21 protein-coding genes are annotated in these 24,117 nt (G+C 61.5%); 7 read left to right on the top strand and 14 right to left on the bottom strand.

Features of this window, described 5'->3' with window-relative positions; translation table 11 throughout:
- Positions 1-122: 122 nt before the first annotated feature.
- The 8 genes from ACY4LX_RS31015 to ACY4LX_RS30980 form a co-directional block, all read right to left on the bottom strand.
- A complete protein-coding gene (locus ACY4LX_RS31015; RefSeq protein WP_463258681.1) occupies positions 123-752 on the bottom strand; it encodes a glutathione S-transferase N-terminal domain-containing protein in 630 nt (209 codons plus the stop codon).
- Positions 753-823: 71 nt separating this feature from the next.
- Positions 824-1,003, bottom strand: coding sequence for a hypothetical protein (locus ACY4LX_RS31010; protein WP_149659615.1), 180 nt, complete (start codon positions 1,001-1,003; stop codon positions 824-826).
- Positions 1,000-2,130 (bottom strand): PepSY-associated TM helix domain-containing protein, encoded by a 1,131-nt coding sequence (locus tag ACY4LX_RS31005; RefSeq protein WP_463258680.1) that lies wholly within the window; start codon positions 2,128-2,130, stop codon positions 1,000-1,002. The genes ACY4LX_RS31010 and ACY4LX_RS31005 overlap by 4 nt, the downstream gene beginning before the upstream one ends.
- A gap of 71 nt (positions 2,131-2,201) precedes the next feature.
- Positions 2,202-4,628: a TonB-dependent siderophore receptor gene (locus ACY4LX_RS31000; protein WP_463258679.1), complete on the bottom strand. Its 2,427-nt coding sequence runs from the start codon at positions 4,626-4,628 to the stop codon at positions 2,202-2,204.
- Between the two features lie 235 nt (positions 4,629-4,863).
- Positions 4,864-5,835, bottom strand: a complete 972-nt coding sequence (locus ACY4LX_RS30995) for a FecR domain-containing protein (protein ID WP_463258678.1) — start codon at positions 5,833-5,835, stop codon at positions 4,864-4,866.
- Positions 5,832-6,350, bottom strand: a complete 519-nt coding sequence (locus ACY4LX_RS30990; RefSeq protein ID WP_149659611.1) for an RNA polymerase sigma factor — start codon at positions 6,348-6,350, stop codon at positions 5,832-5,834. The genes ACY4LX_RS30995 and ACY4LX_RS30990 overlap by 4 nt, the downstream gene beginning before the upstream one ends.
- Positions 6,351-6,593: 243 nt before the next feature.
- Complete coding sequence (locus ACY4LX_RS30985; protein ID WP_463258677.1) at positions 6,594-7,301, bottom strand: 3'-5' exonuclease; 708 nt, start codon at positions 7,299-7,301, stop codon at positions 6,594-6,596.
- The gene (locus ACY4LX_RS30980) at positions 7,298-9,232 is read right to left on the bottom strand and encodes a putative nucleotidyltransferase substrate binding domain-containing protein (RefSeq protein WP_463258676.1); all 1,935 of its coding nucleotides are present in this window, start codon (positions 9,230-9,232) and stop codon (positions 7,298-7,300) included. The genes ACY4LX_RS30985 and ACY4LX_RS30980 overlap by 4 nt, the downstream gene beginning before the upstream one ends.
- A gap of 259 nt (positions 9,233-9,491) precedes the next feature.
- On the opposite strand from ACY4LX_RS30980, the gene ACY4LX_RS30975 reads away from it, so the two are divergent.
- Entirely contained in the window at positions 9,492-9,938 is a 447-nt protein-coding gene (locus ACY4LX_RS30975; protein WP_149659608.1) for a response regulator, read from the top strand.
- Between the two features lie 227 nt (positions 9,939-10,165).
- Here ACY4LX_RS30975 and ACY4LX_RS30970 read toward each other — a convergent pair whose 3' ends face one another.
- Positions 10,166-12,343 carry a malate synthase G gene (locus tag ACY4LX_RS30970; RefSeq protein ID WP_463258675.1) on the bottom strand — a complete coding sequence of 726 codons (2,178 nt, stop codon included), beginning with the start codon at positions 12,341-12,343 and terminating at the stop codon, positions 10,166-10,168.
- Positions 12,344-12,882: 539 nt separating this feature from the next.
- On the opposite strand from ACY4LX_RS30970, the gene ACY4LX_RS30965 reads away from it, so the two are divergent.
- Positions 12,883-13,401 (top strand): glycine cleavage system transcriptional repressor, encoded by a 519-nt coding sequence (locus ACY4LX_RS30965; RefSeq protein WP_123410579.1) that lies wholly within the window; start codon positions 12,883-12,885, stop codon positions 13,399-13,401.
- Between the two features lie 217 nt (positions 13,402-13,618).
- Here ACY4LX_RS30965 and rarD read toward each other — a convergent pair whose 3' ends face one another.
- The 5 genes from rarD to ACY4LX_RS30940 form a co-directional block, all read right to left on the bottom strand.
- Positions 13,619-14,506, bottom strand: coding sequence for an EamA family transporter RarD (gene rarD / locus ACY4LX_RS30960; protein WP_149659606.1), 888 nt, complete (start codon positions 14,504-14,506; stop codon positions 13,619-13,621).
- A gap of 163 nt (positions 14,507-14,669) precedes the next feature.
- Positions 14,670-15,644 (bottom strand): serine/threonine protein kinase, encoded by a 975-nt coding sequence (locus ACY4LX_RS30955; protein ID WP_282481793.1) that lies wholly within the window; start codon positions 15,642-15,644, stop codon positions 14,670-14,672.
- Positions 15,645-15,864: 220 nt separating this feature from the next.
- Entirely contained in the window at positions 15,865-17,766 is a 1,902-nt protein-coding gene (locus tag ACY4LX_RS30950; protein WP_463258674.1) for a PhoX family protein, read from the bottom strand.
- Between the two features lie 58 nt (positions 17,767-17,824).
- On the bottom strand, positions 17,825-18,589 hold the full coding sequence (locus ACY4LX_RS30945; protein ID WP_463258673.1) for a TOBE domain-containing protein: 765 nt from the start codon (positions 18,587-18,589) through the stop codon (positions 17,825-17,827).
- A gap of 67 nt (positions 18,590-18,656) precedes the next feature.
- Positions 18,657-19,391 (bottom strand): double zinc ribbon domain-containing protein, encoded by a 735-nt coding sequence (locus ACY4LX_RS30940; protein WP_463258672.1) that lies wholly within the window; start codon positions 19,389-19,391, stop codon positions 18,657-18,659.
- Between the two features lie 93 nt (positions 19,392-19,484).
- Between ACY4LX_RS30940 and bioB the strand changes: the two genes are divergently transcribed.
- From bioB to bioD, 5 genes are all read left to right on the top strand, one after another.
- Entirely contained in the window at positions 19,485-20,540 is a 1,056-nt protein-coding gene (gene bioB, locus ACY4LX_RS30935) for a biotin synthase BioB (RefSeq protein ID WP_123513110.1), read from the top strand.
- Between the two features lie 131 nt (positions 20,541-20,671).
- Positions 20,672-21,850, top strand: a complete 1,179-nt coding sequence (gene bioF / locus ACY4LX_RS30930) for an 8-amino-7-oxononanoate synthase (protein ID WP_463258671.1) — start codon at positions 20,672-20,674, stop codon at positions 21,848-21,850.
- The gene (locus ACY4LX_RS30925) at positions 21,843-22,574 is read left to right on the top strand and encodes an alpha/beta fold hydrolase (protein WP_149659601.1); all 732 of its coding nucleotides are present in this window, start codon (positions 21,843-21,845) and stop codon (positions 22,572-22,574) included. The genes bioF and ACY4LX_RS30925 overlap by 8 nt, the downstream gene beginning before the upstream one ends.
- Positions 22,567-23,379 carry a malonyl-ACP O-methyltransferase BioC gene (bioC, locus tag ACY4LX_RS30920; protein WP_463258670.1) on the top strand — a complete coding sequence of 271 codons (813 nt, stop codon included), beginning with the start codon at positions 22,567-22,569 and terminating at the stop codon, positions 23,377-23,379. The genes ACY4LX_RS30925 and bioC overlap by 8 nt, the downstream gene beginning before the upstream one ends.
- Positions 23,376-24,056: a dethiobiotin synthase gene (gene bioD / locus ACY4LX_RS30915; RefSeq protein ID WP_463258669.1), complete on the top strand. Its 681-nt coding sequence runs from the start codon at positions 23,376-23,378 to the stop codon at positions 24,054-24,056. The genes bioC and bioD overlap by 4 nt, the downstream gene beginning before the upstream one ends.
- Positions 24,057-24,117 lie beyond the last annotated feature (61 nt).

Below are 24,117 nucleotides of genomic sequence, written 5' to 3'. Positions count from 1 at the left end.
AGCCGGGTTGTTTCCTCTGGATGGGGGTGATCCCTTCGCGGGCAAGCCTTGCTCCTACAGGAACACGCGGTCTGTAGGGGCAAGGCTTGCCCGCGATGACGGTAGATCAGTCATCGCAAAGATCAGGCCTTAGGCATCGTGGCCAACATGGACGGCCGCTGACTCACCTCAAAAAACCACTCGCCCAGCTTCGGATTCGCCACGCGCCATTCCAGATCGGGATGGCGCAGGTCGAGGTAGCCCAAGGCACACGCCACGCTGATCGCCGCCACATCGAAATGACTGGTCAGCTCGGCAATCGCCTCCGCTTCCAACACGGCCAAGGCACGGCGAATCTTCTCGCGCTGGCCATCGAGCCATTGCTCCCAGTGTTTCTCCGGCGCGCGCAGGGCTTGTTCGTAACGAATCATCACCGCAGCGTCCATGACCCCGTCGGCCAGGGAGGCCAGGGTCAGGCGCCGCCAGCGGGCCGGGCCGTCACGCGGGATCAGCGGATTGCCGACGTGCTGGTGATCGAGGTAATCGAGGATCACCCGGCTGTCATGGATGACGTTGCCATCGGCCAGGCGCAGGGCCGGGATCTTGCCCAGCGGGTTGTCTTCGCACAGCGCCAGGTCCGGGCTGACCGGCGTCAACTGGCTGAGTTGCAGGGCCACGCGGTCGGTCTGGCCGGTCTCGTGCAGCAGCACCGTGACTTTGCGAACAAAGGGCGAAGCGGGGTTGTGGAACAGGGTCATGCTCGGGGCGGACATGGCAGCGTCTCGATCGGTGGCAATGCCGGGCAGCATAGCGTGTTGCCCCGATAGCTCAAGGTGAAAGGTTTTTACTGCCGTTGCAGCAACCCGCGCAGGGCCAGGGCCGCAGGGATGCCCAGGCCCAGCCAGCTCAACGCATCCCACACGCCATCCCCCAGCAGCGCGGAAAACAACCCGGCCGCGCTGAGCAATGCGATTACCGTCGGCGTGGCGAAGACTTTCCAGAAGTTCGACTGTCGGGGCTTCATGCCGCACGCTCCGCTTTATCGAGCACTGGCTTCGCCGCTTTGCGCCGCACCACCCACAAATACACCCCGCTGCCGAGCACGATGATGGTCAGCACATCCAGGGTCGCCCAGAGGATTTTCATCGGCATGCCGCCGTAATCCCCGAAGTGCAGCGGCTGTGACATGCCCATGGCGTCCATGTACCACGGACGCTCGGCCACGGCCGTGACTTGCAGGGTGCTGGCGTCGATCAGCACCGGGGTCAGCAGGTGCGAGGTCAGGTGCGTGCTGCCTTTCATGAACACCGCGTAATGGTGTTCGCTGGAGAAACGCGTGCCGGGGAAGGCGATGAAGTCCGGCTGCATGCCCGGCGCGACTTCCTTGGCAATATCGAGCAGTCGCGTGGCGGGTGCCAGTTGCGTCAGCGGCGGCGCATCGCGATAGGGCGCGACCATCGCGCTCAGGCTATCGTTGCGCCAGGCGGCGATCAGCAAGTCGGCGCAGGCGCTGATCACGCCGGTCACGCCGACCACCAGCGCCCAGGTCAGGGTCACCACGCCGATCAGGTTGTGCAGGTCGAGCCAGCGCAGCCGGGTGGATTTGTCCTGGCGCACGGTGGCGAACTTCAGGCGACGCATGAACGGCAGATACAACACCGTGCCGGACACAATCGCCGCCACAAACATGATCCCCATGAACGCCAACAGCAACTTGCCCGGCAGCCCGGCGAACATGTCCACGTGCAGGCGCAGCATGACCATCATCAGCCCACCGTTGGCCGACGGCATCTCCAGCGCTTCGCCGGTGCGGGCATCGAGCATGAAGGTGTGGGACGAGTTGGGCTCGGTGCCAGCGGTTTTCGCCATGATCGCGATCACGCCGTTGGGGTCTTCATCGTCGTAGCCGAAATACTGCATGACGTCGCCTGGCCGATGCTGCTCGGCGTCGGCCACCAACTGTTGCAAATTCAGCTGCGGGGTGTCCGCCGGCATGACCTTCAACTCGGCGGCATCCCCCAGCAAATGGTCGATCTCGTGATGGAAGATCAGCGGAAGACCGGTCAGTGCCAGCATCAGCAGGAACACCGTGCAAATCAGGCTGGTCCAGGTGTGGATGCAGGACCAGCGGCGAATTGTTTTACTTTTCATTTCATGGCCTTCAGAAATACCAAAGCCGTCCTTGAAGGACGGCTTGGTCTTGGAGCTATCAGCTCAGGCAATTACCACTTGTAAGTGGCGCTGGCGATGACACTGCGCTGGTCGCCGTAGTAGCAGTTGTAACTGTCGCAGGTGGACATGTAGTCCTTGTCGAACAGGTTAGTGGCGTTGAGTGCCAGCGACGCGCCCTTGAGGCTGTTATCCAGACGGCCCAAATCGTAATGCACGGCGGCATCGAATACGGTGTAAGCATCCGCCTTGCCCAGCCAGGTGTTGGCCTGGTCGCCGTAAGTGTTGCCGGTGTAACGCACGCCGCCGCCGATACCGAAGCCGTCGAGCACGCCGGTGTGCCAGGTGTAATCGGTCCACAGCGAGGCTTGCTGGTTTGGCATCAGTTGCAGGCGATTGCCTTTGAAATCGCCTTTTTGCACTTCGGACTTGGCCAGGGTGTAGGCGGCGATCACTTTCAGGTTGTCGGTAAGGTCAGAAACTGCTTCCAGTTCCAGGCCTTTGACTTTCACTTCGCCGGTCTGGCTGGTGATCGGCGTGTTGCCGACGGTGGTGGTTACGGCTACGTTCTTCTGGGTCAGGTCATACACTGCCGCGGTAAGCAGGGTCTTGCTGCCCGGTGGCTGGTACTTGACGCCCATTTCCCATTGTTTGCCTTCGGTCGGTTTCAGCGAGCCCGTGGAAGAGGCATCGGCGCCGGACGTGGGCTGGAAGGATTCGGCGTAAGAAATGTACGGTACGAAGCCCGAATCAAACACGTAGCTCAGGGCCGCGTTGCCACTGAAGTTCTTGTCGCGCTGGGTGTTGGTAGCATCGGCCTTGTTGAGGAATTGGGTACCGGTGTGTACCCAGTCTTCACGACCGCCGAGGGTCAGGCGCCATTGGTCGAGCGCCATCTGGTCCTGCACGTACAGGCCGGTTTGATAGGTCTTCTGGTCGTAGTCATAGAACGCAGTGGAGCGTGCAGGACGAACGATCGGCTGGCCGTAGATCGGGTTGTTGACGTTGGTCTTCAGGCCGTCGCCGAAAATCGAGGTGTAATTGGTGTTGCTGCGTTGGTGATCCAGACCCAACAGCAGGGTATGGCGGACATCGCCCGTGGCGAAGTCGGCCTGAAAGTTGTTATCCACCGCGAATTGGCTGATGTCTTCGTCGACGGAGGTACTGGTGCGGCCAACGTTGCCATTGGCATCGACAGGGTTGAATTCAAAAGCACCGACGGTGAGGGCCTGGAAGGACAGGTCGGATTTGGTGTAGCGCAGGTTTTGCTTGAACTGCCAGACATCGTTGATGCGGTGTTCAAACGCATAGCCCAGTGCGTAATAAGTGCGGTCGTAGTATTCCCAGTCCGGGTCACCGAGGTTTTTGTGATGGGAAATATCGCCGAGCGGGGAACGGATCTTGGTGCCTTGAATTGGCAGGAACTGGCTAGTGATGCCGGTATCGTCGCGAGTGAACTGGGACAGCAGGGTGAACCTGGTGTCTTCGTCGATGTTCCAGGTCAGGCTCGGCGCGATGTTGTAGCGCTTGTTTTCGATGTGGTCGATCTGCGTATCGCTGTCACGTACCACGCCGCTGATGCCATAAAGGAACTGGCCCGCGTCGTCGATCTTGCCGGTGCTGGCGAAGTTGATCTGACGGTGGTTGTCACTGCCGTATTGCAGTTGGATTTCGCTGCTGGTCACGTCGCTTGGACGGCGGCTGACCATGTCCAGCAGGCCGCCCGGCGGGGTCTGGCCGTAAACCGAAGAGGCCGGACCACGCAGCAGGGCGAGGCGGTCAAGGTTCCAGGTTTCCTGTTTCGGGTTGGCGTACACGCCTTTTGGCAGCGGCAATCCGTCGAGGAACTGGGTCGGCTCGAAACCGCGTACCCGCAACCAGTCGGCTCGGGTGTCGCTGCCATAGCTGCTGGCAGTGATGCCGGGCATGTAGCGCACGGCGTCATCCAGACTGTGCACGCTGCGGTCATCCATCTGCTGACGGGTCGCGACGGAAATCGAACGCGGTGCTTCAACCAATGCGGTGTCAGTCTTGGTACCCGCAGCGGTGCGCGTGGCGACGTAACCTTCGACCGGGCCCCAGGCACTTTCTGTGTTCTCCACACCAATGACGGCAGTTTCCGGCAAGGCCATCACGCCCTCGGGCACGGCCACCAGGCTGTAGGTGCCGGTGCTGCTCTGTTCCAGTTGCAGACCGGTGCCGCGCAAGGCTTCACGCAGGGCGGCGGTCGCGTCGAACTGACCTTTGACCGGTGCCGAGGTCTTGCCCGCCGCCAGCGATGGATTCAGCGACAGCGCCAGACCGGCCTGGCTGGCGATCTGGTTCAGGGTGCTGGCCAATGGCGCGGCCGGCAGGTTGTAGGCGCGAACGCTCGACGCCTGTTCAGCGGCGATCAGTTGGCTGCTGGCCAGGGGGGCACAAAGGGCAATGGCAACCGCCAGCAAACTGGGGCGCAATAAGGTGTCGAGCGAACGGGACATACAGCGGCTCCTGAATGGAAATATTTCTCAATTGCCTAGGTGCCGGACGAGAATGCAAAAGTGATAGGGGTGGATGAAAATAATTTCGATTCAGGATTTGTGGTGGGGCTGCTGGCCTCTTCGCGGGCAAGCCTCGCTCCTACAGGTTTTGTGTCGACCGGTAATACTGCGAACGATACAACCCCTGTAGGAGTGAGGCTTGCCCGCGAAGGCGTCAGATCAGACGCCAAAAATCTCAGGGCTTAACGTCAGCCTTCGCCACCGTCACCCACCACGCCGTGTGCTGTTCAATCTGCACCGGCAAGGTCGGCAACAACGCGCTCAACGCCTTGTCGATGTCGTGCAACGGGAAGCTGCCGGTGATGCGCAAATCGGCAATCTCCGGCGCCACGCCCAGATGCCCGCGGCGGTAGCGGCCGAGTTCATGCACCAGGTCTTCCAGGCGCGCGTTGTCGACGACCAGCATGCCCCGGGTCCAGGCGTCGGCGCCGAGGGTGAGCGCGGCAATCGGGCCCAGGCCATTGCTGCGCATCAACACCTGCTGGCCTTCGCGCAAAATCTGTTCTTCGGGGCTCGACTCGGGATGCGCCGCCACCGCCGACTTCAAGACACTCAGGCGGGTGCCTTCCTCTTCGCGCTTGACCAGGAACCGCGTCCCCAAGGCACGCATGCTGCCTTCGCGGGTTTCAACGATAAACGGCCGGGCATCGCCGTGGCCGGTTTCGACGAGGATCTCGCCTTCCTGAAGGATGATCCGCCGCTGCTTCTCATCGAAGCGCACATCCACCGCGCTGTGGGTGTTGAGGTTGATCACGGTGCCGTCAGCCAGGCGCAGGGTGCGCTGCTCGCCGGTGGCGGTGCGCTGGTCGGCGAGCCAATAGTCGACAGGCAGGTAGCGATCACCGGCGAACAGCGCCAAACCGATCACCGCGACAACGCTGGCCAAACCGCTACCGAGCTTGCGCACCCGCCGCCGAATGCTTTCGCGCGATTGCAGCAACGCGGTGCGGGCCGGGCCGCTGGCGACGCTGAAGCGCTGGTCGAGCATGCCCAGTTGGCGCCAGGCGCGGGCGTGTTCTTCGTGGGCGGCGTGCCATTTGGCGAACTCTTCGCGCTCGATCGGGCTGCTGGAATCCAGGGACAGCTGCCAGGCAATCGCCGCATCCAGCACCTGGGCCGACACCGGTTTGGAGCTGACCGGGCTCATACCGGCTCACCGTACAGCGCGATGTAGCACTGGCGAATGCCCTGGGCCAGGTACTGCCGCACACGAGGCACCGAGACCCCGAGTTTCTCGGCGATTTCGGCGTGGGTCAGGCCATCGAGGCGGTTATAAAGGAAGGCGGCCCGGGCCTTGCTCGACAGTTTGCCGAGCAAGCGGTCGATGGCCTTGAGGTCTTCGAGGATCATTTGCTGCTCTTCCACCGACGGCTGTTCGCCCTCGGGGATGAGCATCAATTCGGTGAGGTAGGCCTGTTCCAGTGCGGCGCGACGGAAATAGTCGAACAACAGGCCCTTGGCGATGGCCACCAGGAACGCCCGGGGTTCGCGCGGTTCCTTGAGTTCGTCACGACCGAGCAGGCGGACAAAGGTGTCCTGGCTCAGGTCCTCGGCCCGTTGCGGGCAGGCCACATTGCGGCGCAGCCAGGCCAATAGCCAACCGCGATGGTCGCGATATAACGCACCAACGAGCTCACTGTGGGGGCCTTGGACTGACGACACGTAGCATCACCGATTGGGAAGTGTTAACTAACGAGAATTGTTCGCGATTGTGGCAGAGGCGGGGGAGGTAAGCAATTAACGCTGGTCGGGAGACCGCAGCGGGGCATTCAGTTAGACCGCGTTATCGTTCTTCGCGGGCAAGCCTTGCTCCTACAGGTTTTGTGTCGTCGTCCATTTCGCGTCCGACTCGAACCCGTAGGAGCAAGGCTTGCCCGCGATGGCGCCAGAACCGACGCCGCCGATTCAGAACGATGGCGCCCGATGCCGCCGCTTCCACTGGCTGATCCGCTGCTGCAGATTCAACGGGCTATGAATCTGCTGCTGCCGCGCCCGGCTGAACAAAATCAGCGCCAGTTCCGCCGTGGCCAACGCATCGGCACTGGCGTTATGCCGTTCAAAGACTTCAAGCTTGAACCAGTCGATCCACTCATCCAGCCCCGCCTCGCGGATATTCGCCTGGGGGCAGAGCAGCGGGGCGATGTCGGCTACATCCAGAAACGGATGCTGCAACTTGTAGCCCAGATGATCTTTCAGCGCCCGCCCAAGCATGTGCTGATCGAACGGCGCATGAAACGCCAGCACCGGACTGTCGCCGAGGAACTCCATGAAATCCAGCAGCGCCTCGGCGGGGTCGCTGCCGGCGGCAATCGCGCTCGGGCCCAGACCATGAATCAACATGCTCGGCGCCAGCTTCATATCAACGCATTGCAGGGTGCGTTCGAACTGCTGGCTGAAATCGATCGCCCCGTCCTCGATCACCACCGCACCGATGGACAGCACCCGATCCTTGTTCAGGTTCAGCCCGGTGGTTTCCAGGTCCAGCACCACCCAGCGCTGCTCGCGCAGGCTGCATTCACGTAGCTCAGCGCCGGCCGGCAAGCGCTGCAAACGCAGTTGCAGATCCTCCGGCAACAGCGGCGTCGCCGGGCGCAACCATGAAAACAGGCTCATAGCTGATACCGCAGGGTCAGGCTGCTTTGCAGGCGTTGGGCCTGGCGCAGGGATTCACGCAGGATACGGCGGTCCAGATGATTGAGGCTGTCGGGATCGACGCGGTTGGAGTAGGGCAAGTTCTCCCGGGTCTGTAGCTGATGTTGCTGCATGCGGGTTTGCTGAATGAAGTGGTAGGCCTCTTCGTACGCCGCGCCGTCCAGCCGATCGATGACTTCTTTTTCCACCAGTTGCCGGAAGCGCTCCTGGGTGTTGTTGGCTTCGATGCCATTGGCCAGAGCCAGCAAGCGGGCGCCGTCGACGAAAGGCGTGAGGCCCTGGACTTTCAGGTCCAGCGTGGCTTTCTCGCCATTCTTGCGCGCCAGCACGAACTCGCGGAATCGTCCTACGGGCGGACGGTTGCGCAACGCATTCTCGGCCATCATCCGCTGGAACAAACGGTTGTCCGCCACCTGATCGAGAATCCCTCGACGCAGTTGCTCGCAGCCTTGCTCGTCGCCCCAGACCACCCGCAAGTCGAAGTAGATGCTCGAACCCAACAGATTCTCCGGCGTCGCCTCGCGGATGAACGCCGCAAAGCGCCGCGCCCATTCGGCCCGGGACAAACACAGCTCGGGGTTGCCGGCCATGATGTTGCCCTTGCACAGGGTAAAGCCGCACAGCGCCAGGCTGTGGTTGATCTGCTGGGCGATGGGCAACAGCTTGCCGCGAATCTCGGCGGCATGCGCCGCGTCCCGGGCTTCGAACAGAATGCCGTTGTCCTGATCGGTGTGCAGGGTCTGCTCGCGGCGGCCTTCGCTGCCGAAGCACAGCCAACTGAATGGAATACCGGGGTCGCCTTTCTCGGCGAGGGTCAACTCGATTACGCGAGACACGGTGTGGTCGTTGAGCAGGGTAATGATGTGGGTGATCTGGGTTGAGGACGCGCCGTGGGCGAGCATGCGCTCCACCAATTGGCCGATCTCGCCGCGCATCGCCACCAGGTTGTCGACTTTCTGTGCGCTACGGATGGTCCGCGCCAGATGCACCAGATCGACCCGTTGCAGGGAAAACAGATCCCGCTCGGACACCACGCCGCACAGGCGCTGGTCCTTGACCAGGCAGACGTGGGCGATGTGCCGTTCGGTCATGGCGATCGCCGCGTCGAAGGCGCTGTGGTCCGGGGTCAGGAAAAAGGGTGCCCGGGTCATGTGCCGTTCGATGACTTCGTTGAAATCGTTGGTGCCTTGGGCCACCACATGGCGTAAATCGCGCAGGGTGAAAATCCCCAGCGGCGCCTTGTGTTCGTCGACGATCACGATGCTGCCGACCTGCTGCTCATGCATCAGGGTCACGGCTTCGCGCAGCGGGGTAGTCGGGCTGCACGTCACCGGGTGACGCATTGCCAGTTCGCCGAGTCGGGTGTTCAGGGAATATTGCGTGCCGAGGGTTTCCACGGCTTTTTGCTGGACCTGCTGGTTGACCTGATCCAGCAGGCTGCTGACCCCGCGCAGGGCGAAGTCGCGGAACGTGTTGGAGAGGGCGAACAGCTTGATGAAGGCCAGTTTGTTCAGTTGCAGGCAGAACGTATCTTCGGCGGCGAGGTGCTCGGTGCGGGTCGCCCGTTCCCCCAGCAACGCGGCGAGAGGGAAGCACTCGCCGGTGGTGATCTCGAAGGTGGTTTCGGTGCCGCCCTTGGCCGTGTGCGGGCGTTCCCCGACGACCCGGCCCTGTTTGACGATGTAGAAGTGTTCAACCGGGCCGTCGGCAGGCTTGATGATGCTCTCGCCGGGACCGTAGAAACGCAGCTGGCATTGCTCCACCAGGTAGGCCAGGTGGGCGTGTTCCATCTGATTGAAGGGCGGGAAGCGCTGGAGGAATTGCAGAGTGCCCTGGATGTTCTGCAATACCGCGGTTTTCCCTGCCTGGGTGAAGGCATCCGCTTTACTCATAACTATTACCGCAGTCTTTTTTGAATTGTTGTTGTCGGATCGTTCAGCCATGGTCGGCCCCCGTGCGCGGGGTGCCCATTGGACGTAAGTCTAGGTAGTCGGTGCTTTTGGCTAAATTTGGGATATGCCCTACACCCATAGTGGGAAAACGTCTCATTTTTCCTCTAGGCAAAATATCCGACGAAGTGCACATTGAAGCTCTGCTTAGCGATGTCTGACCACTGTGCTAGGGGATTGAATTGAAAACGTAGAGAAAGCCATGTCCGACCACGATATTTTGAGTGACGCCGAGCGCGAGGCGCTCAGTGCGATCATGCTGGAACCTGATCTACCGCCGCAGCGGGTGTTGATCGTTGATGACGACAAAGACGCTCGTGAGCTGTTATCGGAGATCCTTGCGCTGGATGGCGTACGTTGCATGACCGCCGCCAGTGGCGAGTCCGCGCTCAAACTGTTGGACACGACCCCCTCGATTGGCCTGGTAATCACTGATCTGCGGATGGGGCATGTGGATGGCCTGGACCTGATCCGCCAGGTGCGTGAATCGGTCCGGGCGGCGATGCCGATCATCATCGTCTCCGGCGATGCCGACGTGAAAGACGCGATTGCCGCCATGCATTTGAGCGTGGTGGACTTCCTGCTCAAGCCAATTGATACCGGCAAGTTGCTGGTGTTGGTCAAGCATGAGTTGGGGATGGAGCCCTGACACAGGCTTCAGGATTGAGGCGCATTTTGTGGCGAGGGAGCTTGCTCCCGCTGGGCTGCGAAGCAGCCCCAATTCCGGCACTCCTGACACACCTCGTTTTCTGGTTTTACGACTGCTGCGCAGCCGAGCGGGAGCAAGCTCCCTCGCCACAGGAGATTGCGCTCGCCCATGAAAAAAGGCCCTGATCGAAAGATCAGGGCCTTTTTTTGTGCGGCATCAACGCTCAGTTACAAGCCATTGGCAGCCTTGAACTCGCGACGACGACGGTGCAGCACTGGCTCGGTATAGCCGTTCGGCTGCTTCGTGCCTTCGATCACCAGTTCGACCGCGGCCTGGAAGGCGATGTTGCTGTCGAAGTTCGGTGCCAAAGGACGGTACAGCGCATCGTTGGCGTTCTGACGGTCAACCACCGGCGCCATGCGCTTGAGGCTTTCCATCACCTGATCTTCAGTCACGATGCCATGACGCAGCCAGTTGGCGATGTGCTGGCTGGAAATGCGCAGCGTTGCGCGGTCTTCCATCAGGCCGATGTCATTGATGTCCGGCACTTTCGAACAACCCACGCCCTGGTCGATCCAGCGCACCACATAACCGAGAATGCCCTGGGCGTTGTTGTCCAGTTCGTTCTTGATCTGCTCGGGCGTCCAGTTCGGATTGACGGCCAGCGGGATGGTCAGGATGTCGTCCACCGAAGCGCGGGCACGTTTGGCCAGTTCGGCCTGACGGGCGAACACGTCAACCTTGTGGTAGTGCAGCGCGTGCAACGCAGCGGCGGTCGGCGAGGGCACCCAAGCGGTGTTGGCGCCGGCCAGTGGGTGAGCGATTTTCTGTTCGAGCATCGCCGCCATCAGGTCGGGCATGGCCCACATGCCTTTACCGATCTGGGCGCGACCTTGCAGGCCGGTGCTCAAGCCGATATCGACGTTCCAGTTTTCGTAGGCGCCGATCCACTTCTCGGCCTTCATGTCAGCCTTGCGCACCATCGGGCCGGCTTCCATGGAGGTGTGGATTTCATCGCCGGTGCGGTCGAGGAAACCGGTGTTGATGAACACCACGCGCTCGCTGGCGGCCTTGATGCAGGCCTTGAGGTTGACCGTGGTGCGGCGCTCCTCGTCCATGATCCCGACTTTCAGCGTATTGCGCGGCAGGTCGAGCACGTCTTCGATGCGCCCGAACAGCTCGTTGGTGAACGCTGCTTCTTCCGGGCCGTGCATCTTCGGCTTCACGATATAGACCGAGCCCGTGCGGCTGTTCTTGCGCGAGTTGTGGCCGTTGAGGCTGTGGATCGCCGCCAGGGACGTCACCAGGCCGTCGAGAATGCCTTCCGGCACTTCGTTGCCTTGGCTGTCGAGGATTGCGTCGATGGTCATCAAGTGGCCAACGTTACGCACGAACAACAGTGAACGACCGTGCAGGCTCAATTCTTTACCGTCGATACCGGTGTAAGTGCGATCGGCGTTCATGGTGCGGGTAAAGGTCTTGCCGCCCTTGGAGACTTCTTCCGACAGGTCGCCCTTCATCAGGCCGAGCCAGTTGCGGTAGATCACCACTTTGTCATCGGCATCGACGGCGGCGACGGAGTCTTCGCAGTCCATGATGGTGGTCAGCGCGGCTTCCATCAGGATGTCTTTGACACCGGCGGCGTCGGTCTGGCCGACCGGGGTGCTGGCGTCGACCTGGATTTCGAAATGCAGGCCGTTGTTCTTCAGCAGGATCGCGGTCGGGGCCGAGGCCTCGCCGTGGAAGCCGATCAACTGGGCATCGTTGCGTAGGCCGGTGTTGCTGCCACCTTTAAGGGTGACCACCAGTTTGCCGTCGATGATTTTGTAGGCGGTGGAGTCGACATGAGTGCCGGCCGCCAAAGGTGCCGCTTCGTCGAGGAAGGCACGGGCGAAGGCGATGACCTTGTCGCCGCGCACCTTGTTGTAGCCTTTGCCTTTTTCCGCGCCGTCCGCTTCGCTGATCGCGTCGGTGCCGTAGAGCGCGTCGTACAGCGAACCCCAGCGGGCGTTCGAGGCGTTGAGCGCGAAGCGCGCGTTCATCACCGGCACCACGAGTTGCGGGCCGGCCATGCGGGCGATTTCGTCATCGACGTTTTGCGTCGTTGCCTGGAAATCGGCCGCTTCTGGCAGCAGATAACCGATGTCTTGCAAGAAGGCTTTATAAGCCACGGCGTCGTGGGCCTGACCGGCACGGGCCTGGTGCCAGCCGTCGATACGAGCCTGGAAATCATCGCGTTTGGCGAGTAGGGCTTTGTTCTTCGGCGCCAGGTCATGAATGACCTTGTCGGCACCGGCCCAGAACTTATCGGCGGTGAGGCCGGTACCGGGAATGGCTTCGTTGTTCACGAAGTCGAACAGGACTTTGGCGACCTGCAGGCCACCGACTTGAACGTGTTCAGTCATTGCTTGCCTCACTCTGCTCAGCTATTTCGCTTTTCAGCTCTTCAATTTTGACAATGAAGCCTCTGGCCATTTAAACCACAAACCCGTCCGCCAGTACATGCCCTTGCGGGCGGCTGGGTTCGGTCCAATCAACGGCTTGGAGGCCTTGCTGACGGGGCTTTCAGGGTTGCGAGTATGCCGGTGGCAGACATCGATCCAACGTTATGTAGTGCGCGCTGCGGCATACTACATGATGAATTGCGCTTGTGAAAATTAGACTAATTACGTCGTTCTGCGACCCCATGACGCATTGCAGTCATGTCGGGGAACGGGATGTTCTCAAAAAAGTATTGGATTGTTCCAGTTAAATATAAAAACTTGTACACGATTTGTTTTTCGCAGGCTCATTGGTGGTGGGCCATTCGCGGGCAAGCTTCGCTCTTACAAGGTTTTGCGCGATCCCTGTAGGAGCGAGGCTTGCCCGCGAAGGTGTCAGCCCATTCAGCGCAGAACCAGCCCTTGCCTATACTTCTTTTTCAATAACAAAAGAGGACTGCGCCATGGACCACCTCGTACTCACCGTATTCGCACCGGACAAGGCAGGGCAGGTCGAGCGCATTGCCCAATGCATCGCCGAGCACGGCGGTAACTGGCTGGAAAGCCGCATGTCGCGCATGGCCGGGCAGTTCGCCGGGATTCTTCGGGTGGGTGTGCCGGCGGAAGCCTACGACGAATTGGTCGATGCCCTACAGGCGTTGTCGGCCCATGGCATTCGCGTATTGATCGCGGAAAGCGGTATTGAGCAATCCTGCACCTGGAAGCCGATAGCGATGGAGCTGGTGGGCAATGATCGGCCGGGGATTGTGCGCGATATCACGCGTTTGTTGAGCGAGCAGGGGGTGAACCTGGAACGTCTGGTCACGGAAGTACGTCCGGCGCCAATGAGCAGCGAGCCGCTGTTTCACGCCGAAGCCATTCTCGCGGTGCCGCTGACCCTGTCTCTGGACGTGCTGCAATCGCGGCTGGAAACCCTGGCCGACGACTTGATGGTTGAATTGGTGCTGCGCAGCGAACCCTGACACAGGGTTATCCAAGTTATACGTGCACCTGCCTGTGGATAACCTGTAGAGACACCCCGCCAGGCCACGCCGGCCGGGGCTTTTCAGGTTCTGATCAAAAAACCATCAGTTTCAACAAGTTGCGCACAAACGGCGGGGATCACGCTGTGGATAACCTTGGGAAGGATTGATGCAGGCCACGCAGAACATGGCCTGTAGAGGTTTGTGCGTTTTCTGATCAGCTGCGACGGCGCATGCTGATCACGGCATCGACGCTGTAAATCGCCAGGCCGGCCCAGATAAAGATAAATGCCACCAGGGTGCTGGACGACAAGTGTTCGTCAAACAGCAGCACGGCTTGCAGCAACACCAGCGTCGGCGCCAGGTACTGGAGAAATCCCAACGTTGTGTAGGGCAAATGCCGTGCGGCGGCGTTGAAACACACCAGCGGCACCAGCGTTACCGGGCCGGCGGCCACCAGCCACCAGGCCTCGGACGTGGTCCAGAACGCCGGTTGCGCACTGGCCGCCGCCGGGTTGAACAGCAACCATGCGACCGCAATCGGCACCAGCATCCAGGTTTCCACCACCAGCCCCGGCAATGCCTTCACTGGCGCCTGTTTGCGGATCAGTCCGTAGAAGCCGAAGGTCAGCGCCAGCACCAGCGACACCCACGGCAAACTGCCGACTTGCCACACCTGCTGCGCCACGCCTACCGCCGCCAGACCCACCGCCAGCCATTGCATGCGCCGCAGCCGTTCACCGAGGATCAACATCCCCAGCAACACGTTCACCAACGGGTTGATGTAGTAACCGAGGCTGGCTTCGAGCATGCGACCGTTGTTAACCGACCACACGTAAGTCAGCCAGTTGGCGGCGATCAGCGTGCCGCTCAGGGCCAGGACCGCGAGGCGTTTGGGGTTGTTGCGCAGCTCCTGCCACCAGCCCGGATGCTTCCAGACCATCAGCAGCAAACCGCCAAACAGTGCGGACCAGAGCACCCGGTGGATGATGATTTCTACAGCCGGCACCGAGGCGATGGCTTTGAAGTAGAGCGGGAAAAGTCCCCAGATGATGTAGGCACTCAGGCCCAGGATGTACCCGCGACGCGGGTTGGCGGCTTGCATGCAGAGTCCTTGCTTAGGCAGCTAACAAAGGGGGGATTGTATAGATGTGTTTCGTTTTTTGTAGGAGCGAGGCTTGCCCGCGAAGAACGATGACGCGGTCTGTCTGATGTATCGCGTTATCGTTCTTCGCGGGCAAGCCTCGCTCCTACAGGGGTTGCGGCGTTTAGAAGAGTTTCAGGGGTTCTTCGTTGAGCGCCGACAACTGCTCACGCAACGCCAGTACCTGATCGCCCCAATACCGCTCGCTACCAAACCACGGAAAGCTGTGGGGGAACGCCGGGTCATCCCAGCGCCGGGCGAGCCAGGCGCTGTAGTGCATCAGGCGCAATGCGCGCAACGGTTCGATGAGCGCCAATTCCCGTGGGTCGAAGTCGTGAAACTCGTTGTAGCCGTCCATCAATTCCGACAACTGCCCAAGGCATTCCTGACGATCCCCGGCGAGCATCATCCAGATGTCCTGCACCGCCGGACCCATGCGGCAGTCGTCGAGGTCGACGATGTGGAACATTTCGTCGCGGCACATCATGTTGCCGGGGTGGCAGTCGCCGTGCATGCGGATGTTCTGGTGCGGCGTCGCCTTGTAGACCTCTTCGACTCGCTTGAGCAGGTCGCGGGCCACGGACTCGTAGGCCGGCAGTAGGCTCTTGGGGATGAAATTGCCTTCAAGCAAAGTGTTCAGCGAATCGTGGCCGAAGTTCTTCACGCCCAGTGCTTCGCGGTGCTCGAACGGCTTGGTCGCGCCCACGGCGTGCAGGCGCCCGAGCAATTGGCCCAGGCGATACAGTTGATCCAGATTGCCCGGCTCCGGCGCGCGGCCGCCACGGCGGGGGAACAGGGTGAAGCGGAACCCTGCGTGTTCGTGCAGGCTGGCGCCGTTGTGAATCATTGGCGCGACCACCGGCACATCGCATTCGGCGAGTTCGAAGGTGAATTGGTGTTCTTCGAGGATCGCTTCGTTGGTCCAGCGTTGCGGGCGGTAGAACTTGGCGATCAGCGGCTCGGAGTCTTCGATGCCGACTTGATAGACGCGGTTTTCGTAGCTGTTGAGCGCCAGAATGCGCGCGTCGCTGAGAAAGCCGATGCTTTCGACGGCATCGAGGACGAGGTCTGGGGTGAGGGTTGCAAACGGGTGGGCCATGCTGACTCCTGCGCGCAGCAGGCTGCCGCGTCCGGCCAAGCATGGTAGCGCAGACGGGGCTTCTTTAGGGGATCGTTCCCACGCTCTGCGTGGGAATGCCTCACCGGACGCTCCGCGTCCGCTTGTGGGACGCGGAGCGTCCCGGGCTGCATTCCCACGCAGAGCGTGGGAACGATCATGACGACCTGTAGGCGCGAGGCTTGCCCGCGAAGAGGGCCTATCAGGCGCCGACGACCCCGCCATCTTCCCGAGAAATGGCCATCACCGAAGACCGCGGCTTGCCATTGGGCAAATGCTCAGGGAACGTCGACCCACCGTTTTCCCCCGGATGCTGAATCCCGACGAACAGGGTTTTCTGGTCCGGCGAAAAGCTGATCCCCGTCACTTCGCAACCAATCGGCCCGACCATGAACCGACGGATTTCCCCGGTCACCGGGTCGGCGCAGAGCATCTGGTTATTGCCCATGCCCGCGAAGTCTGCGGCATTGCTCGAATCGCCATCGGTGAGAATCCACAAGCGCCCGGCCTTGTCGAAGCCCAAACCGTCCGGGCTGTTGAACATGTTCTGCGGGGTGATGTTCGACGACCCGCCCTTCGGCGTGCCGGCGTGCACCCCCGGATTACCGGCGACCACAAACAGATCCCAGGCAAAGCTTTTCGAGCCGTGATCGTCACGGTCGGTACGCCAGCGCAGGATCTGCCCGTAGACGTTCTTCTCCCGTGGATTTGGCCCGCCGACCGGTTGGCCTTCTTCGCCGCGCTTGGCGTTGTTGGTCAGGGTGCAATAAACCTGGCCATCCTTGGGGCTGACGACGATCCATTCCGGGCGGTCCATGCGCGTGGCGTTGACCACGCTGGCGGCGAGGCGCGCGTGAATCAGCACTTCGGCCTGATCGGCAAAGCCGCTGCTGGCGTCGATGCCGTTTTTGCCGTGGGTCAGCTCGATCCACTGGCCCTGGCCTTTCGGGTGATCGGCATTGCCGTCACCCGCGTCGAAACGCGCGACGTATAACGTGCCGTGGTCCAGCAGGTCGCGGTTGGCCTTGGGGTTGCGGTGATTGATCCTGTCGCGGCTGACGAATTTGTAGATGAACTCGCCGCGCTCATCGTCGCCCATGTAGACCACGGCGCGCCCGTCACTGGTTTCGGCCAGGGCGGCGTTTTCATGCTTGAAGCGACCCAGGGCGGTGCGTTTGACCGGGGTCGATTGCGGGTCGAACGGGTCGATTTCCACCACCCAGCCGTGACGGTTGAGTTCGTTGGGGTTCTTCGCCAGGTCGAAACGCGGGTCGTGTGGGTGCCAATTGATTTCTTTACTGGCGGCCACGGCGCCGTAGCGTTTTTGCGCGGCATCGAATTTTTGCTCGGCATTGCTGCTACCGAAGCAATCAGTGAAGTTTTCTTCGCAGGTCAGGTAGGTGCCCCATGGCGTCTTGCCGTTGGCGCAGTTCTGGAAGGTGCCGAGGACTTTCTTGCCGTGCTTGTCAGCGCTGGTTTTCAGCAGTTCGTGACCGGCGGCCGGGCCGCTCAAGCGCAGTGGCGAGTTACCGTGAATGCGTCGGTTGTAGCGCGAGCCCTGGACGAATTCCCACTGGCCACGGCGACGCTGCACTTCAATCACCGAAACACCTTCACAGGCCAGTGCTTTACGCACATCTTCCGCCGATTGCGGCATGCCGCCGTGGGGGTAGAGGTAGCGGTAGTTGGTGTATTCGTTGTTGATCGCCATCAGCGCCCGGTCTTTGTCGCCGGGAAACTCGAACAGGCTCATGCCGTCGTTGTTGTCGCCGAATTGGACTTCCTGGGCCTGGGCGGTGCCGTTGCCGCTGGGGTCGAAGGCCGGACCGTTCTTTTGCAGCGGCTGGCCCCAACTGATCAACACCGAGGATTTGTAACCCGGTGGCAGGGTGATGGTGTCGGTCGTGGCGGCGGCGATGCTGTTGAAGCCCAGCAGTTTGCTGGAGCCGGCGCTGACACTGGCGGCCAGCACGCTGCGGCTCAGCAGGTTGCCGCCGAGGAACATCGCCGCACCGCAGAGGGCGCCGGCGCTGATGAAGCCACGACGGCTGAGGCCGACCATTTTTTCCAGGTCGGTGGGTTGGTTTTCTTCTAATAGGCTCACATCAGGCTCCCTGCGGGTTTTTGCAGTCACCTTAATGAGCGTCAGTGAAGGTTTTGTTTCAGAGCGGCGTGCCGAGCAGGACGTTGGACGGCGCAAACTGCACCCGCACCGGTCGGTCGACGCCAAGGCCGGAGGTTCTCAAATGCAGTGGCTCGGCCAGGGCGCAGAGTGTCTGGCCATTGGGCAGGCCGATGCGCACTTCGCTGGGGCCATCTTCGGCATCGAGAATCTCCTCGATTATGCCGTTCAGGCAATTGTTGCCAGGTGTTGCAGTCTGCTCGATGGCCAGCAGTTCCAGCCATCCGGCCTTGATCAGAGCTACGACCTCGGTGCCGCTTTGCAGCTCCAGGCGCAGGGTGCTGTCGTGAGTGATCTGCGCGTCGATGTTCAGGCCTTCAGCCAGCTCAAGACGAATGCGGTCATTGCGCCCCTGGGACTCGATCGCCACGACTTTGCCGTGCAGTTGATTGCGCGCGCTGGTGCGCAACATCAGCCGACCCAGCAGGTCGAGATCGCTGGCGTCTTCGGCCGCTTCCAGCACCTGGGCCTGCAACACTTGCAGCTTTTGATACAAGCGCAGGACCCGTTGACCCTCTTCGGACAACTTCGCGCCACCGCCACCCTTGCCGCCGACACTGCGTTCCACCAGGGGTTTTTGTGCGAGGTTGTTCAGTTCGTCGATGGCATCCCACGCCGCTTTGTAACTCAGGCCCGCGCTTTTCGCGGCGCGGGTGATCGAGCCCTGTTCGGCGATGTGTTGCAGCAGGGCGATGCGCTGCGGGCGACGGACAATGTGTTGGGACAACAACGTAGGCAAGGACATGGCGAGGTGCTTTGGGCGGTGGCAATGAGAGGACGTTGGCGACTTGGGGCTCGGGAGTCAAGTCGGGTCACTCGCCGGGTTTGGGGGTGCGGGCCAGGCAATAGACATCGACCCGGGCGGCACCGGCGTCCATCAGCAAGCGAGCCAGGGTTTGCGCGGTAGCGCCGGTGGTCAGCACGTCATCGATCAAGGCCAGATGCCGGCCCGCGACCGCTGCGCCGGGCGCCAGGGTGAAGGCGTGGCGCAGGTTGCGTTTGCGCGCCTGGGCATTCAGGTCCTGTTGGGCGCTGGTGTCCTGAGTTCTCAGCAACAACGTTTCATCGCAAGGAATAGTCAGGCTTTCACTCAGCCAGCGCGCGAGCATCGCCGCCTGGTTGAAGCCGCGTTGGCGCAGACGCCGGGTGGCCAGCGGCACGGGGATCAGCGCATCGGGTCGCTCCAGGTCTTCATCGAAGCGATGTTGCAGGAATTGGGCAAGCAGTTCGCCGAGCAAGCGGCCAAGTGGCCACTTGGCGTTGTGTTTGAAACGTGTAATCAGCGTGTCCAGCGGAAAGCTGTAGGTCCAGGGCGCCGCCACTCGCTCGAAGGCCGGCGGCTGTTGCAGGCATTGGCCGCACGTCAGGCCGGAAGCCGGCAAGGGCAGGGCGCAGGTCTGGCAGTGATCGCCGAGCCAGGGCAGCTCGGTTTCGCAGGCGATGCACAGGGGCGTGGTGTGGTCGGCAGGCTCTGAACAGAGCAGGCAGGATTGTTTGTTTTTTAACCAGATGTAAACCGGTCCATCGTAACGTGGTTGACAGCGCATCGCTCTTCCTTAAATATGCCGAACATCCGTGTCGCGCCTGTGGGTATTCCATTCCCCCGGCCGCTTGCCAAGCATAAAACAAAGGAAACGCCCATGAGCGCCAGTACCTCTGCAACCCTGCGTCATGACTGGTCTTTGGCCGAAGTCAAAGCACTCTTCGTTCAGCCATTCAATGACCTGTTGTTCCAGGCCCAGACGGTGCATCGCGCGCATTTCGACGCCAATCGGGTCCAGGTTTCGACGCTGCTGTCGATCAAAACCGGCGCCTGCCCGGAAGATTGCAAATATTGTCCGCAGTCCGGTCACTACAACACCGGCCTGGAAAAAGAAAAGCTGATGGAAGTGCAGAAGGTCCTCGAAGAGGCCGCTCGCGCCAAGGCCATCGGTTCGACCCGTTTCTGCATGGGCGCGGCGTGGAAACATCCGTCGGCCAAAGACATGCCGTACGTGCTGGAGATGGTCAAGGGCGTGAAAGCCATGGGCCTTGAAACCTGCATGACCCTCGGTCGCCTCGACCAGGACCAGACCGTTGCGCTGGCCGACGCCGGCCTCGACTACTACAACCACAACCTCGACACCTCGCCGGAGTTCTACGGCAGCATCATCACCACCCGCACCTACGGCGAGCGCCTGCAAACCCTGGCTTACGTGCGGGAATCGGGGATGAAGATCTGCTCCGGCGGCATCCTCGGCATGGGCGAGTCCCTCGACGACCGCGCCAACCTGCTGATCCAGTTGGCCAACCTGCCGGAGCATCCGGAGTCGGTGCCGATCAACATGCTGGTGAAAGTCGCTGGTACGCCGCTGGAAAACGCCGATGACATCGACCCGTTCGACTTCATCCGCATGCTCGCTGTCGCCCGCATCCTGATGCCGCAATCCCACGTGCGCCTGTCCGCCGGCCGCGAAGCGATGAACGAGCAGATGCAGGCCCTGGCCTTCTTCGCCGGCGCCAACTCGATTTTCTACGGCGACAAACTGCTGACCACCGCCAACCCACAGGCTGACAAGGACATGCAACTGTTCGGGCGCCTGGGGATCCTGCCGGAAGCTCGCGAAGAGCACGCCGATGAAGTGCATCAAGCGGCCATCGAGCAGGCATTGGTCGAGCAGAAGAGCAGCGAGCAGTTCTATAACGCCGCTGTTTGACCGCTTTCTGTAGGAGCGAGGCTTGCCCGCGAATGAGACACCTAGGTCTATCTGAATGACCGCGGTGATGCCTTCGCGGGCAAGCCTCGCTCCTACAGGGGCTATACCTCTTTCCTACTCGCGAGGTCTGCATGTCTTTCGATCTCAGCGCGCGTCTTATTGCCCGTCGTGCCGAAAATCTCTATCGCCAACGTCCACTGCTCGAAAGCCCTCAAGGCCCGGAAGTGGTGGTCGACGGTCAGCCATTGCTGGCGTTCTGTAACAACGATTACCTGGGTTTAGCCAATCACCCGCAAGTGATCGAAGCCTGGCGCGCCGGTGCGGCGCGGTGGGGCGTCGGCGGTGGGGCGTCGCACTTGGTCATTGGTCACAGCACGCCGCATCATGAGCTGGAAGAAGCGCTGGCCGACTTGACCGGTCGTCCGCGGGCGCTGCTGTTCACCACCGGTTACATGGCCAACCTCGGCGCGGTCACTGCGCTGGTCGGGCAGGGCGATACGGTGCTGGAAGACCGGCTCAATCACGCGTCGTTGCTCGATGCGGGCCTGTTGTCCGGCGCGCGGTTCAATCGCTACCTGCACAACGACGCCGTCAGTCTGGCCAAGCGCCTGGAAAAAGCCACCGGCAACACGCTGGTGGTCACCGATGGCGTGTTCAGCATGGACGGCGATCTCGCCGACCTGCCGGCGCTGGCCCGGGAAACCAAGGCCAAAGGCGCGTGGCTGATGGTGGATGACGCCCACGGCTTTGGCCCGCTGGGCGCCAATGGCGCAGGGATCGTCGAGCATTTTGGTTTGAGTCAGGAAGATGTGCCGGTGTTGGTCGGCACCCTCGGCAAGGCGTTCGGCACGGCCGGTGCGTTTGTGGCGGGCAGCGAAGAGTTGGTCGAAAGCCTGATCCAGTTCGCCCGTCCCTACATCTACACCACCAGCCAACCGCCGGCCCTGGCCTGTGCGACGCTGAAAAGTCTCGAATTACTGCGCAGCGAGCATTGGCGGCGCGAGCACCTTAAGGTGCTGATCCGTCAATTTCGTCGAGGGGCCGAGCAGATCGGCCTGGAACTCATGGACAGCTTTACCCCGATTCAACCGATCATGATCGGCGACGCCGGCCGCGCGGTTCGACTGTCGCAGATGCTGCGCGAGCGTGGCCTGATGGTCACCGCGATCCGCCCACCGACCGTGCCGGCCGGCAGCGCCCGCCTGCGGGTGACCCTGACCGCCGCCCACGGCGAGGCACAGGTGCAGCTATTGTTAAATGGACTGGCCGATTGTTTTGCACAACTGGGACCGGAGCCAAGCCATGCGTGATCGACTGATTCTGCTGCCCGGTTGGGGGCTCGGGGTTTCGCCGCTGGAACCGCTGGCGGCAGCGTTGCAGGGACTGGATGAACACCTGCGGGTCGAGATCGAGCCGTTGCCGGAGCTGGAGTCGGGCGATCTTGAAGAGTGGCTCGATGAGCTGGACTCGACCGTGCCTCAGGACACTTGGCTCGGTGGTTGGTCGTTGGGCGGGATGCTCGCCTCGGAATTGGCGGCGCGGCGCGGTGATCGTTGCTGCGGCTTGCTGACCCTGGCGAGCAATCCTTCGTTTGTCGCCCATGAGCAATGGCCGAGTGCGATGCCCGGCGAAACGTTTGATGCGTTTCTGGCGGGTTGTGGCGCCGATCCACGCATGACCTTGAAACGGTTCTCGCTGCTTTGCGCCCAAGGCGCCGAAGACCCGCGCGGTTTGTCGCGATTGTTGCTCGGCGGCGCGCCGCATACGTCGGCCCAGGTGTTGATGAGCGGCCTGGAAGTGCTCGCGCAACTGGATACCCGGCAAGCGTTGCAGGCGTTTCGTGGCCCGCAACTGCACCTGTTCGCCGGCCTTGATGGGCTGGTCCCGGCCGAAGCGGCGGGGGACTTGCTGGCGTTGTTACCAGACGTCGAAATCGGCCTGATCGAACAGGCCAGCCACGCGTTTCTTCTGGAAGACCCCCACGGTGTGGCGGGGGCGATCCAGGCTTTTTTGCATGAGTCCGGTGATGACTGATTTATCCCTTCCCAACCTGCCCGGCGGCTTGCCCGACAAGCGCCAGGTGGCAGCGTCCTTTTCCCGTGCGGCGGCCAGCTACGACAGCGTGGCGCAGTTGCAGCGCGATGTCGGCAGCGAGTTGTTGCGCCGGTTACCCGATGATTTTGTGCCCGGTCGCTGGCTGGACCTGGGCTGCGGCACCGGGCATTTCAGCCGTGCGCTGGGTGAGCGTTTTGCGGCGAGTCACGGGGTGGCGCTGGACATCGCCGAAGGTATGCTCAATCACGCCCGGCCATTGGGCGGTGCCACGCATTTCATCGCCGGCGATGCCGAACGGTTGCCGTTGCAGGATTCGACCTGTGACCTGATCTTCTCCAGCCTCGCGGTGCAGTGGTGTTCGGACTTTGCTGGCGTGCTCAGCGAGGCGCATCGGGCATTGAAACCGGGCGGAATTTTCGCGTTTGCTAGCCTGTGTGTCGGCACGTTGTACGAATTGCGTGACAGTTGGCGTCAGGTGGATGGCATGGTGCACGTCAACCGTTTCCGCGAATTCGAGACATATCAACAGCTGTGCGCGGCCAGTGGCTTGAACGTCGCCAGCCTGCAAACCCGTCCACATGTGTTGCATTACCCGGATGTGCGCAGCTTGACCCACGAGCTCAAGGCGTTGGGCGCGCATAACCTGAACCCCGGTCGGCCTGGCGGTTTGACTGGCCGGGCAAGGATTCTCGGCTTGATCGAGGCGTATGAGCAGTTTCGTCAGGCACAGGGACTGCCGGCGACTTATCAAGTGGTTTACGCCGTGTTGGAGAAACCCTTATGAGCGCAGCGTATTTCATCACCGGCACTGACACCGATGTCGGCAAGACCACCGTGGCGGCGGGTTTGCTGCATGCCGCACGCTTGGCGGGCCTGAGTACGGCGGCGGGCAAACCGGTCGCTTCCGGCTGTGAGGTGACCCCCAAAGGGTTGCGCAACGCCGATGCACTGGAGTTGTTGGCGCAATGTTCGGTGCCGCTGACGTATGCACAGGTCAATCCGGTGGCGTTCGAGCCAGCGATCGCCCCGCACCTGGCGGCGCGAGAGGCGGGCATCGCGCTGACGGTGCAATCCTTATTGACGCCGATGCGCGAAATCCTGGACCTCAACGCGGACTTCACCTTGATAGAAGGTGCGGGTGGCTGGCGCGTGCCGTTGGCGGATCAGGATAATCTTTCGGATCTGGCGATGGCCCTGGATCTGCCGGTCATCCTGGTGGTCGGCGTGCGCCTGGGTTGCATCAACCATGCATTGCTGACGGCTGAGGCGATTGCCAACGATGGGCTGCAGTTGGCGGGATGGGTGGCCAACATCATTGAGCCGAAGACTTCGCGCCTGGAGGAGAACCTCGCCACGTTGGCCGAGCGGATACCCGCGCCGTGCCTGGGCCGGGTGCCGAAACTCAAGTCGGTGACGGCGCAGGCGGTGGCTGAGCATCTCCAGCTGGATCTGCTGGATTAATGTTTTTGCCTATGACAAGGCACTGTGCCATTAGTGTTTTTGTCGGGTGTTTTGCGTGGGT

The organism is Pseudomonas sp. Emmai, from assembly GCF_055179735.1.
Note: the sequence above shows the minus strand (reverse complement) of the source record. Positions and strands in the feature narration are given on the sequence as shown.